This is a genomic window from Prauserella sediminis, assembly GCF_014195435.1.
GTDB classification, from domain to species: domain Bacteria; phylum Actinomycetota; class Actinomycetes; order Mycobacteriales; family Pseudonocardiaceae; genus Prauserella; species Prauserella salsuginis.
Genome location: NZ_JACIBS010000001.1, coordinates 2290752 through 2303128, shown reverse-complemented (window position 1 = coordinate 2303128; position 12377 = coordinate 2290752). Strand labels below are relative to the sequence as shown.

Genomic DNA, 12377 nt, shown 5'->3' with positions numbered 1-12377 from the left:
CATGTCCTGCACTCGGGCCCGCGGAGGCCCGTCACGCACCCGGATGGCCTCCTGCGCTGAGTGACCGGACAACGACTGAGCAGGACATGCGCGACGAGACAGTCGCGCGGCATCGCGTCGTTGAGGGGCAGTAGCCGGACGACGACCGCCCGGATGCAGAAGACGCGGTGCTGAGTGCAGAACACGCGGTGCTGAACGCAGGACATGCGCCTGGCGGTTCGCCAACAGCACGGTGACGTACACCGGTGGGCACAGCACCGGCCGGGCACGGGACCCGAGCACTGCAACACGAAGAACAGGGAGGGATGCGCCGCCGAGACAGAGTCGGATCCCCACAAAAAAAAGGGGACCCCCGCACCCGTCAGAGCCTGCTTATCCTTGCTGCCTTCCGGCCCTGGGGAGGTTCACAGGGTGGACGCCGCGGGGGTCCGGTGCCCAGTCTACGGCCTGGCGACGGTTCTCCGGAACGGGGTCCGGCCAGACCGCCCGCCCGGCCGCCGAGAGCAGGACGCTCAGGCGGGCAGATCGAACTGACCTGCCTTTACGGCCGTGACGAACGCCTGCCATTCGCCCCGGGTGAACATGAAGACGGGACTGTCGTCGAGCTTGGTGTCCCTGACGCCGACGTTGCCGTCGCCGCAGGCGTCGCCGAGGTTGACCTCCACGCAGTTTCCACCGTTGGGTTCGCTCGCGAACGACTTCTGCCACCCGGTCGGATCGAACCGGCTCACAACAGTTGCCGGGTCGTAATAATCCGTCTCCACTGCGCGGTCGGCCATCTCTACCTCCGTACCAGGGCGACACCGGCACCAGCTCGGTGAGCTGGCCCGATTTCGTGTCGCTGTTCCGGTTTATCCCTGTGCCCAGACGTCAAACCGACAAAAGCGTGCGTCCATCCGTGGGAACTTCACGAACGCCGGTCGACACCGTGATTAATCCCGTCCTAGGATTATTCCTAACGCTCGGCGGCGGGTCGACCCCGGCCCACCCGCTGAGAGGCGAACCACAAGTCCGCAAGCGCGCGCACAGCGTGCTCTCTGGGGGTGGAGTGCATATGGCCGTACGACTTGAGATGCCCCGGGCGGGCGCACCGACCACGGAGCCGGACGTCCCCGACCTCACCGATCACGCCGTGCCCGCGCTGCCCTCGCCGCGCAAACCCCGCCGGTTCGGACCGGGCCTCGTCAGCCGCCGCCCGCCGCAACAGGACGGCGCCCCGGACGACCGCAGGCTCACCTCGCGGTACGTCGCCCGCCTCTGACCCACCTCGAAGGGCCACTCACTGCACAGCGCCCTGTCGCCGCGGTGCCCTCGACCGGCGCACCGCCCGAGTCCGGCAGCGGTCGCCGCCGAACGCCACCGGTCGAATCACCCCGCCGCCCGCGGTCGGCCGCGTCGTCACCGCGCGTGCAGCCACCGCGCGTGCAGCCACCGCGCGTGCAGCCACCGCGCGAACGGCCCATCGCGTGCCGCCATCCCACGGACAACAGAACCACCCGCGATCACTCCGCGTGCTGCACGCCCGCGTTCGTGTCACACGCCACATCCCGGCTCTCGGCACCCAGTCCGGCGAACGTGCCTCGGCCGCGCAAACACGCGCCACATTCCCGCATCACACCTCGCTCCGGCAGGCCCGCGAACGTGTCGCTTCCCTGCTGCTCGCCGGACCGCCTCAGGTGACCAGCTGGGAGCGGTAGTGCGCCGCCATCTCCTGGACGAACTCCCGCGTCTCGCCCCGTTCCAGCGCGGCGCCGCGCAGGCGGTCCCACGAGTCGACGAAGATCTGGAAGTCCTTCATGTCGTCGAGGTAGATACCACCCGCGGAGTGTTCGACGTAGACGAAGTCGCGGGTCCGGTCGGGGAAGCGCATGATCGTGAAGTCGTTGGGCACGGCGGCGAGCTTCGCGTCGAACGGCAGCACGTGGATGTACACCCGGGTGCGGCGTTCCAGCTCGAGCAGGTGCTCCATCTGATCGAGCATCACGCCGGGTGAGCGCCCGCCGGGCGCCCTGCGCAGCGCCGATTCGGACAGGATGAACCGGTAGTACGGCGGCTGTTCCTGATCGAACACGGCCTTGCGGTCGAGGCGGGCGCGCACGAGCGAGGTGATGTCGGCCGAGCCGAACTCGGTGAACTGCTTGAGCATGTAGTGCTCGGACTGCAGCGGCCCCGGAATGCGCTCGCCGTGCCACGTCATGATCTCGGCGGCCGCGGGTTCGAGGTCGGTGAAGGTGCGGAACCAGTGCGGCACCACGGATCGGTAGCCGGACCAGTGGCCGCGCTGCCCGGCCGCGGCACGCGCGAGGTTCAGCAGCGTGTCGGACTCTTCGCTGGAGACACCGTAGGCATCGATCATGGTCCGGACATCGCCGAGTTTCGCTCCGACGGCGCCGGACTCGATCTTGTTGACCTTGCCCTGCGTGCAGCCGAGGATCGCAGCCACCTGCTGCTGCGTCATCCCCGCGTTGGTACGCGCATGCCGCAACTCGTTGCCGAGTTGCTTGCGGCGAGAGGTCACGGTGCTTGCCATGGCGGGATGAACGTTACCTTTTCTCGCCGCTGCCCCAAAGCAGGAGGTCGGCGTAGGGTTAGGCCCATGACGAAGAAGGCCGATATCGGCGTGACCGGACTCGCCGTGATGGGGCGGAATCTGGCCCGCAACCTCGCTCGCCGCGGGCACACCGTCGCCCTGCACAACCGCTCCGAAACCCGCACCAGGGAGCTGGTGGAACAGTTCGGTGACGAAGGTGACTTCGTGCCCACTCACTCTGCGCGCGAGTTCGTCGACGCGCTGGAGCGCCCGCGCAAACTCGTCGTCATGGTCAAGGCGGGCGGGCCGACCGACGCCGTGATCGAGGAGTTCGCGCCGCTGCTCGACGAGGGCGACGTGATCGTGGACGCGGGCAACGCACACTTCGCCGACACCCGTCGTCGCGAGGCCGCGTTGCGGGAACGTGGTCTGCACTTCGTCGGCACCGGCGTGTCCGGCGGCGAGGAGGGCGCGCTGCACGGGCCGAGCATCATGCCGGGTGGTTCCGCCGAGTCGTACGAGTCGCTGGGCCCGTTGCTGGAGAGCATCTCGGCGCACGTGGACGGTGAGCCGTGTGCCGCCCACATCGGTCCGGATGGTGCGGGCCATTTCGTCAAGATGGTCCACAACGGCATCGAGTACTCGGACATGCAGCTGATCGCGGAGTCGTTCGACCTGCTCCGTGGCGCGCTCGGGTACGAACCGGCGCAGATCGCCGACGTCTTCCGCACGTGGAACACCGGACGGCTCGAGTCGTACCTGATCGAGATCACCGCCGAGGTCCTCGGCCACGTCGACGCCGCGACGGGCAAGCCCTTCGTCGACGTCGTGGCCGATCAGGCCGAGCAGAAGGGCACCGGCCGGTGGACGGTCCAGATCGGACTCGACCTGGGCGAGCCGATCACGGGCATCGCCGAGGCGACGTTCGCCAGGTCACTGTCCGGCCACGCCGATCTGCGTTCGGCGACCCGCGGCCTGGCCGGTCCTACCCGCGCCCCGCTGTCCGGCTCCGAGGCTGAGCGGTTCGCGGACGACGTCGAGCGGGCGCTTTACGCCTCCAAGGTGGTCGCCTATGCGCAGGGCTTCAACCAGATCCTCGCGGGCGGCGCCGAGTACGGCTGGGACATCGATCTGGGCAGGGTCGCGGCGATCTGGCGGGGCGGCTGCATCATCCGGGCACGCTTCCTCGACGACATCCGCGCCGCCTACGCCGCCGAGCCGGGACTGCCGACACTGCTGACGAGCGGCGGGTTCCGCAAGGCCGTCGAGGACGCCCAGGACTCCTGGCGGTCGGTGGTCCAGACCGCAGTGCGCCTCGGCATCCCGACACCGGGCTTCTCGACCGCGCTGGCCTACTACGACGCGTTGCGCGCCGAGCGGCTGCCCGCGGCACTGGTGCAGGGACAGCGCGACTTCTTCGGCGCCCACACCTACCGGCGGGTCGACGGAGACGGCGTGTTCCACACCGAGTGGGCCGCCGACGGCCGTCCCGAACACCCAGCGTGAGGTGACCGGCCGCTCAGCGAAGCGCCTACTGCCGAGCTGGCGGCAGCCGGCACGCGTCGTCGTCGCGGGGTTCGCGTTCGTCGTCGGGTGCGGCACGGTGCTGCTCGCACTGCCCGTCGCGGCCCAGCCCGGTGAGACCACCGGGCTGGTCGACGCGCTGTTCACGTCGGTGTCGGCGCTGTGCGTCACCGGGCTGATCGTCGTCGACACCCCCGAGCACTGGTCGGCGTTCGGGCAGATCGTCATCCTGGGGCTCATCCAGCTCGGCGGCATCGGCATCATGACGACGGCGTCGCTGCTGGGGCTGCTCGTGTCGCGGCGGTTCGGCCTGCGGATGCGGCTGACGGCGCAGGCCGAGACGAAGGCGCTCGATCTCGGTGACGTGCGGCGAGTGGTGCGCGGCGTCATCAGCGTGTCGCTGCTGCTGGAGCTGGTCGTCGCGGTCGTGCTCGCGCTCAGGTTCGCCACCGGCTACGGCTACGAAGCGGGGCGCGCGGCGTACCACGGGGTCTTCCACGCGATCTCGGCGTTCAACAACGCGGGCTTCGCTCTCTACAGCGACAGCCTCATGGGGTTCGCCACGGACGCGTGGATCTGTGTGCCGATCATGCTCGCCATGCTGGCCGGTGGACTGGGCTTCCCGGTGTGGCTGGAGCTGTGGCGGCACCGGCGGCCGCGCCGCCGCGGCGACGAGGTCCGGCGCTGGTCGATGCACGCGAAGCTGACGCTGCTGACGACGAGCGTGCTGCTCGGCATCGGCATCGTCGTGATCACCATCGCCGAGTGGAACAACCCGGACACGCTCGGCGGCTTCGGGCTGGCGGGCAAGCTGCTCGCCGGAGCGTTCCACGGTGCGATGCCGCGGACGGCCGGGTTCAACAGCGTCGACGTCGGCGAGATGGAATCGGGAACGCTGCTGGTCACCGACATCCTGATGTTCATTGGCGGCGGCAGCGCGGGCACGGCGGGCGGCATCAAGGTGACGACGTTCGCGCTGCTGGCGTTCGTCATCTACTCGGAGATCAAGGGTGAGCCGTCGGCGCACGCGTTCGGCCGCAAGATCCCGGCCCTGGTGCAGCGACAGGCGCTGACCGTGGTGCTGCTCAGCGTCGCGGCCGTCATGCTGAGCACCCTGGCACTGCTCGCGCTCACGCCGTTCCGCCTCGAGCAGGTGCTGTTCGAGGTCGTGTCGGCGTTCGCGACGGTCGGGCTCTCCACCGGTATCACCGGCGAGATCGGCACGGCGGGAGACCTCGTGCTGTCACTGCTCATGTTCCTGGGACGCGTCGGCCCCATCACGCTGGCGTCCGCGCTGGCGTTGCGGGACCGTTCTCGTCGATACGAACTTCCGGAAGAGAGGCCGATCGTTGGCTAGGTGGGGGAGCAGGAATGCGCCGCGGACGTCCCACGACGTCAACCGTGTCGTGGTCATCGGGCTCGGCCGCTTCGGTGGCTCACTGGCGCTGGAGCTGATCGCGAGCGGGTTCGAAGTGCTCGGGCTGGATCGCGACCCGAAACTCGTGCAGCACTTCGCCGACGAACTGACCCACGCGGCCGTCGCCGACACGACGGACCCCGACGCGCTGGTCCAGCTCGGCGTGCCGGATTTCCAGCGCGCCGTCGTCAGCATCGGCGACGACATGGAGGCGAGCATCCTGACGACGTCGGTCATCGCCGACTTCGGCATTCCACACATCTGGGCGAAGGCGACGAGCAAGCGACACCGGCGGATCCTCGAACGAGTCGGCGCCCACCACGTCGTGCTGCCCGAACACGACATGGGTGAACGCGTGGCGCACCTCGTGACGGGGCGGATGCTCGACTACATCGAATTCGAGGACGACTACGCGCTCGTCAAGACGACCGCGCCCGACGAGGTGCTGGGCGTTCCGCTGGGGCAGACGGCGATCCGCAAGCGCTACGGCGTGACGGTCGTGGGCATCAAGCGGCCCGGCGAGAAGTTCACGTACGCCACCCAGGAGAGCATCGTCGAGCGCCACGACCTCCTCGTCGTGGCAGGCCGTCGCGACCAGGTGGAGAACTTCGCCAACCTCACGTCGACACCCCCACGCTGAGTAACCACCCCTCGGGGGCGTGGGTGCCCCGCAGGGCTCCTTGGGGCGCGACATGCTGGCCGAGGCGGTCACGGTGCGTATCTCCGGAAAATCGATCGACGGCGCAGCGATACTGGCGGCATGCTGGCCGACCACTTCCCCTTCCTCGGGCTGCGAGTGCGCACACCGCGCCTGGAACTGCGACTGCCCGACGAGGACCAGCTGGCCGCGCTCGCCGAACTCGCCGCGGGCGGCATCCACGAACCGGACACGATGCCGTTCCTCACGCCCTTCACCGACGCGCCGCCGGACGTCGTCGCCCGCTCCGTCGTGCAGCACCACTACCGCATGCGCGGCGAGCTCACCCAGGACAAATGGGCGCTGCCGCTGACCGTGCTGTCCGGCGGCATCGTCGTCGGACAGCAGAGCCTCGAAGCCACCGAGTTCGCCGTCACCCACGAGATCGGGAGCGGTTCCTGGCTCGGGCGCGACTACCAGGGCACGGGGATCGGCACGGAGATGCGCGCCGCGGTGCTGCACCTGGCGTTCGCCGGCATGGGCGCCGAGGTCGCCCGTTCGGAGTCGTTCGACGACAATCCCGCGTCGGCGCGGGTGTCCCGCAAGCTCGGTTACGCCGACGACGGCACCGCCCGCCACGCCGTCCTCGGCCGCCGCCGCACCGGCCACCGCTTCGTGCTCACCCGCGAGGCATGGGAGCGGCACCAGGCCGTCGACGTGGCGATCGACGGCCTGGAGCCGTGCCTGCCGCTGCTCGGCGCCGACGGATCAGCGGCGTCCTGAGCTGTCTCGTGCGTGTGGTGAGACGTGCCCACCGCCCCCGCCACGTGACCGGCCTGTGAGGAGCCGCCGAGAGCCGACACAGGCGCCGAGAGGACCCGCTGAGGGCCACCACGGCGGGTGCACAGGCGCCGTGGTCGCCGCAGCTCAGACCCGCTATCAGCGGTAACTCACGGTCCTGTACCCTTTTCCGCGGAGGATTGGCCGAGCGGCCTAAGGCGCACGATTGGAAATCGTGTTGGGTTAATAGCCCTCACGGGTTCGAATCCCGTATCCTCCGCCAGCCACGAACGCCGGGCGCTCCCTCTGGGGCCGCCCGGCGTTCGTCGTTCCACCAGGGCGCCGGTTCCACCGCGTTCAGGGACGATCGAGCGTTCAGCACGACCGAGCGCGCGCAGGTCGACCAAGGCGTTCAGGGACAACCGAGCGGCCTGCGGTCAACCGAGCGGTGAGCTTCCTCGCAAAACGCTCGCGACCAACGGCCGGGCACACCTTAGGCTGGGACGTGCCGAGAGGCGTTGCAACGGGCTGCCATCGCCAGGGGGCAGCCCGCCACGCTCGGTGAGAACCTCCAAGGACGCCTTCCGACCAGGAAGGCAGGGCATGAGCAACATTCAGCCAGACCGCACCGACCAGCTCACCTCGCTCCTGCGTGAGCGAATCCTGATCATCGACGGTGCGATGGGCACGATGATCCAGCAGGAGTCGCCCGGCGAGGCCGAGTACCGCGGCGAGCGTTTCGCGGACTGGAGCTGCGACGTCAAGGGCAACAGCGACCTGTTGGTGCTCACCCAGCCCGACCTGATCGGCGGCATCACGCGCCAGTTCCTCGAGGCGGGCGCGGACATCGTCGAGACCAACACCTTCAGCGCGACCACCATCGCGCAGGCCGACTTCGAGATGCAGGAGTTGGTCTACGAACTGAACTACGAGGGCGCCCAGGTGGCCCGCAAGGCGGCCGACGAGTTCGCGACCGCCGACAAGCCCCGGTTCGTGGCGGGCGCGATGGGCCCGACGAACCGCACGGCGTCGATCTCCCCGGACGTCAACGACCCGGGCGCCCGCAACGTGTCCTACGACGAGCTGGTGACGGCGTACCTGCAGCAGGCCAACGGCCTCGTGGACGGTGGCGCCGACCTGCTGTTGATCGAGACGATCTTCGACACCCTCAACGCGAAGGCCTGCATCTTCGCGCTCGAGACGCTCTTCGAGGAGCGGGGCCGTCGCTGGCCGGTCATGGTCTCCGGCACCATCACCGACGCCTCGGGCCGCACGCTCTCGGGCCAGACCACCGAGGCGTTCTGGAACTCGATCCGGCACATCAACCCGCTGCTGGTCGGCCTGAACTGCGCGCTCGGTGCCGCCGAAATGCGCCAGTACGCCGCCGAGCTCAGCCGCATCGCGGACTGCTTCGTGCACTGCTACCCGAACGCCGGCCTGCCCAACGCGTTCGGCGAGTACGACGAGTCCCCCGAGCAGATGGCACCCGTGGTCCGCGAGTTCGCCGAGGCGGGCCTGGTCAACGTGCTCGGTGGCTGCTGCGGCACCACGCCCGAGCACATCGGTGCCATCGCGAAGGCCTCCGAGGGCCTGGCGCCCCGCGTGCCCGCCGAGCCCGAGCCCGCGATGCGCCTGTCCGGCCTCGAGCCCTTCAACGTCGACAACTCGTCGCTGTTCGTGAACGTCGGCGAGCGGACCAACATCACCGGCTCCGCGAAGTTCCGGAAGCTGATCAAGGACAGCGATTACGACACCGCCCTGTCGGTGGCCGTGCAGCAGGTCGAGAACGGCGCGCAGGTCATCGACGTCAACATGGACGAGGGCATGATCGACGGTGTCGAGGCGATGGATCGCTTCCTCAAGCTGATCGCCTCCGAACCCGACATCAGCCGTGTGCCGATCATGGTCGACTCCTCCAAGTGGGAGGTCATCGAGGCCGGCCTGAAGAACATCCAGGGCAAGCCGATCGTCAACTCGATCTCGCTCAAGGCGGGCGAGGACGAGTTCATCCAGCAGGCCCAGCTCTGCAAGAAGTACGGCGCGGCCGTCGTCGTGATGGCCTTCGACGAGGACGGGCAGGCGGACAACCTCGAGCGCCGTAAGGAGATCTGCAAGCGCGCCTACGACATCCTCGTCGACCGGGTCGAATTCCCCCGCGAGGACATCGTCTTCGACCCGAACGTGTTCGCGGTCGCGACGGGTATCGAGGAACACGCCACGTACGGCATGGACTTCATCGAGGGCGCCCGCTGGATCAAGGAGAACCTGCCGGAAGCGAAGATCTCCGGCGGTATCTCCAACGTGTCGTTCTCCTTCCGCGGTAACAACACCGTGCGCGAGGCGATCCACGCGGTCTTCCTGTACCACGCGATCGACGCGGGCCTGGACATGGGAATCGTCAACGCCGGCGCGCTCGCCGTCTACGACGAGGTCGCCCCCGACCTGCGGGACGCCATCGAGGACGTAATCCTCAACCGCACCGACGACTCGCAGGCCGCGACCGAGCAGCTGCTGGAGCTCGCCGAGCGGTACAAGGGCAACGGCACCTCCACCGACGAGACCGCCGACGAGTGGCGCGAGCTGCCGGTCGGCGAGCGGATCACCCACGCGCTCGTCAAGGGGATCGACGCCCACATCGAGGCCGACACCGAGGAGCTGCGCACCGAGATCGCCGAGCGCAACGGCCGGCCGATCGAGGTCATCGAGGGCCCGCTGATGGACGGCATGAACGTCGTCGGCGACCTGTTCGGCGCGGGCAAGATGTTCCTGCCCCAGGTGGTCAAGAGCGCCCGCGTGATGAAGAAGGCCGTGGCCTACCTGATCCCGTTCATCGAGCAGGAGAAGGCCGACGCGGGCACGACCGGCGAGAAGGACACCAACGGCACCGTCGTGCTCGCGACCGTGAAGGGCGACGTCCACGACATCGGCAAGAACATCGTCGGCGTCGTGCTGCAGTGCAACAACTTCGAGGTCATCGACCTCGGCGTGATGGTGCCCGCCCAGAAGATCCTGGACGCCGCCAAGGAGCACCAGGCCGACGTGATCGGCCTGTCCGGTCTGATCACCCCGTCGCTGGACGAGATGGTCAACTTCGCCTCCGAGATGCAGCGCCAGGAGTTCGACGTCCCGCTGCTGCTCGGCGGCGCCACCACCTCGCGTGCCCACACGGCCGTCAAGGTCGACCGCAAGTACGACGGCCCCGTGGTGTGGGTGAAGGACGCCTCCCGTTCGGTGCCGGTCGTGGCCTCGCTGCTGCACGAGGAGCAGCGCGAGACGCTGATGGCCGACGTGCAGGCCGACTACGACGCGCTGCGCGCCCGGCACGCGAACAAGCAGGGCAAACCGCTGATCAGCCTCGAGCAGGCGCGGGAGAACCGCACCCCGATCGACTGGTCGTCGTACACACCGCCGACGCCGGCCAAGCCGGGCGTGCACGTGTTCGAGGACTACGACCTGGCCGAGCTGCGGGACTACATCGACTGGCAGCCGTTCTTCAACGCGTGGGAGATGAAGGGTTCGTTCCCCGACATCCTCAACAACCCGTCGACCGGTGAAACCGCGCGCAAGCTGTACGACGACGCGCAGGCGATGCTCGACAAGCTGACCGAGGAGAAGTGGCTGACCGCCAGCGGCGTCATCAGCTTCTTCCCCGCCAACGCCGTCGGCGACGACATCGAGCTCTACACCGACGAGCAGCGCAAGGAGACGCTGTCGACGCTGTTCAACCTGCGCCAGCAGGGCGAGCACCGCGAAGGCGTCCCGAACCGCTCCATCGGCGATTTCGTCGCGCCGAAGGAGACCGGTCTCGAGGACTGGGTCGGCGGCTTCGCCGTGACCGCGGGCCTGGGCACGCAGAAGAAGATCGCCGAGTTCAAGGAGAACCTCGACGACTACAACGCGATCCTGCTCGAGTCGCTGGCAGACCGGCTCGCCGAGGCCTTCGCCGAGCGGATGCACGAGCGGGTGCGCAAGGAGTTCTGGGGCTACGCCCCCGACGAGGAGCTGGACAACGTCGGCCTGATCAAGGAGAAGTACGACGGCATCCGGCCCGCGCCCGGCTACCCGGCGTGCCCCGAGCACACCGAGAAGCAGACGCTGTGGAAGCTGCTCGACGTCGAGAACACCACCGGTATCGAGCTCACCGAGTCGATGGCGATGTGGCCGGGCGCGGCGGTCTCCGGCTTCTACTTCAGCCACCCGGAGTCGCGGTACTTCGTGGTGGGCCGACTGGGCCGTGACCAGGTCGAGGACTACGCCGAGCGCAAGGGCTGGTCGATGGCCGAGGCCGAGCGCTGGCTGTCGGCGAACCTGGGCTACGACCCGGAGGACTGAGCCGCGGACGCCGAGTAGCCGAACGCCGGCGAAACGCCGGGTGGGTCCGACGCGACCCACCCGGCGTTTCGCTGTCCGGGTTCTCAGCTGTCCGGGTTCTCAGTGGTGGTAGGCGTGCGCGAGGGCCGCTGCCGACGGGCACTCGCGCCAGACCGTCATTCGAACAAGGCCGACAGCTCCCGCGGGAGCTGGGCGATCGTGTCGTCGACCTGACCGGTCGGCGCCCACGAACGCAGCACGGACAGCACCGCGGAGGCCTGGCGCTCCATGCTCTCCATGTCGACCGTGTGGGTCTCACCGCCGATCTTGTTCAGAAAGGTCGTCTTGTCGAACCGCTCGGCGTGTCCGCTCTTGTCACCGAGTTCGGCTTCCAGGACGTCCGGCAGCCATTGCGCCAACTGCTTGGCCTGCCCTCCGGAAACGGAGGTGCCCAGGGCCCGCGCGGTTGCGCGGCACAGCTGATGGGCCTCGTTGTACGACTCCAGCCCGGCGCGCTGCTGCGCCGCACGAACGAACTCTTCCAGCTCGGCACTGTCCTGGCCGGGAACGTCGGTCATCACTGGTTCCTCCTCCCCGTGGGCGGTGGCATGCTGCGACCCCGCGTCACGGCCTGTCGCGGTCGGGAGTCTGGCCGGCGACACCGTGCCGGAGCGGAGCGCCCGGACCGGCTGCGGTGTCACGAGAGACGGGCGAGCCGTGCGGTGTGTCCGCGGGCTTGCCGGTGCCGTCCCATTGATCGCCGCCCGACGGCTCGGCCCCGTCGGCGAGCTCCTGCTGCCGGGTTCGCAACAGCTCCAGCACGGGTGTGCGGTTGCCGTGCTGCTGCTCGTGGTCGATCAGGGTCTGGATGTCGTCGGCCGACAGTGCGCGAATCTGGTGCTGCAGCTTCGCGATCGGCAATTCGTCGTAGTCGGGCAGGGGCAGGACGCTGTCGGACGTCATCGGGTGCACCTCACAGGACGTGGAAGGTCGATGTGGTCAACTTCCCCGGTTCTCGCCGAGTTCTTCGACGATCGGGGTCGACGCCCACCTCGGACACCGACGTCGCTCCGTCGGCGGGGGAGTCAACTGAGGACAGTGCTGCTTTCAAGGATTCGCGGTCCGCACTCATCGATGGCCCCTCCTGTTCCGGCCGGGCAACGACCGGCCGGCCCGGC

10 protein-coding genes, 1 tRNA gene, 1 other RNA gene and 1 riboswitch are annotated in these 12377 nt (G+C 68.7%); of the genes, 7 read left to right on the top strand and 5 right to left on the bottom strand.

Features of this window, described 5'->3' with window-relative positions:
• Positions 1 to 340 precede the first annotated feature (340 nt).
• Both ffs and FB384_RS10585 read right to left on the bottom strand, forming a co-directional pair.
• Positions 341 to 433, bottom strand: an RNA gene (gene ffs, locus FB384_RS10590) — signal recognition particle sRNA small type.
• A gap of 79 nt (positions 434 to 512) precedes the next feature.
• On the bottom strand, positions 513 to 779 hold the full coding sequence (locus FB384_RS10585; protein WP_183782146.1) for a DUF397 domain-containing protein: 267 nt from the start codon (positions 777 to 779) through the stop codon (positions 513 to 515).
• A 275-nt stretch (positions 780 to 1054) separates the two neighbouring features.
• Here FB384_RS10585 and FB384_RS10580 point away from each other — a divergent pair, with 275 nt between their 5' ends.
• The gene (locus FB384_RS10580; protein WP_183782143.1) at positions 1055 to 1261 is read left to right on the top strand and encodes a hypothetical protein; all 207 of its coding nucleotides are present in this window, start codon (positions 1055 to 1057) and stop codon (positions 1259 to 1261) included.
• A gap of 411 nt (positions 1262 to 1672) precedes the next feature.
• On the opposite strand, the gene FB384_RS10575 is transcribed toward FB384_RS10580, so the two are convergent.
• On the bottom strand, positions 1673 to 2530 hold the full coding sequence (locus FB384_RS10575; protein WP_183782140.1) for a helix-turn-helix domain-containing protein: 858 nt from the start codon (positions 2528 to 2530) through the stop codon (positions 1673 to 1675).
• Positions 2531 to 2596: 66 nt separating this feature from the next.
• Here FB384_RS10575 and gndA point away from each other — a divergent pair, with 66 nt between their 5' ends.
• From gndA to metH, 6 genes are all read left to right on the top strand, one after another.
• On the top strand, positions 2597 to 4036 hold the full coding sequence (gene gndA, locus FB384_RS10570; protein WP_183782137.1) for an NADP-dependent phosphogluconate dehydrogenase: 1440 nt from the start codon (positions 2597 to 2599) through the stop codon (positions 4034 to 4036).
• A 1-nt stretch (position 4037) separates the two neighbouring features.
• Positions 4038 to 5411: a TrkH family potassium uptake protein gene (locus FB384_RS10565; protein ID WP_183782134.1), complete on the top strand. Its 1374-nt coding sequence runs from the start codon at positions 4038 to 4040 to the stop codon at positions 5409 to 5411.
• Positions 5404 to 6111, top strand: coding sequence for a potassium channel family protein (locus FB384_RS10560; RefSeq protein WP_221212693.1), 708 nt, complete (start codon positions 5404 to 5406; stop codon positions 6109 to 6111). Before FB384_RS10565 ends, FB384_RS10560 begins: the two co-directional genes overlap by 8 nt.
• A gap of 120 nt (positions 6112 to 6231) precedes the next feature.
• A complete protein-coding gene (locus FB384_RS10555; RefSeq protein WP_183782131.1) occupies positions 6232 to 6891 on the top strand; it encodes a GNAT family N-acetyltransferase in 660 nt (219 codons plus the stop codon).
• Between the two features lie 191 nt (positions 6892 to 7082).
• A tRNA-Ser gene (locus tag FB384_RS10550) sits at positions 7083 to 7171 on the top strand.
• A 221-nt stretch (positions 7172 to 7392) separates the two neighbouring features.
• Positions 7393 to 7478: riboswitch (S-adenosyl-L-homocysteine riboswitch) on the top strand.
• Positions 7479 to 7491: 13 nt separating this feature from the next.
• Positions 7492 to 11220, top strand: coding sequence for a methionine synthase (gene metH / locus FB384_RS10545; RefSeq protein ID WP_183782128.1), 3729 nt, complete (start codon positions 7492 to 7494; stop codon positions 11218 to 11220).
• 155 nt (positions 11221 to 11375) lie between these two features.
• On the opposite strand, the gene FB384_RS10540 is transcribed toward metH, so the two are convergent.
• Entirely contained in the window at positions 11376 to 11777 is a 402-nt protein-coding gene (locus tag FB384_RS10540) for a DUF2267 domain-containing protein (protein WP_183782125.1), read from the bottom strand.
• Positions 11778 to 11823: 46 nt separating this feature from the next.
• The gene (locus FB384_RS10535) at positions 11824 to 12162 is read right to left on the bottom strand and encodes a hypothetical protein (RefSeq protein ID WP_183782122.1); all 339 of its coding nucleotides are present in this window, start codon (positions 12160 to 12162) and stop codon (positions 11824 to 11826) included.
• Between the last annotated feature and the right edge of the window lie 215 nt (positions 12163 to 12377).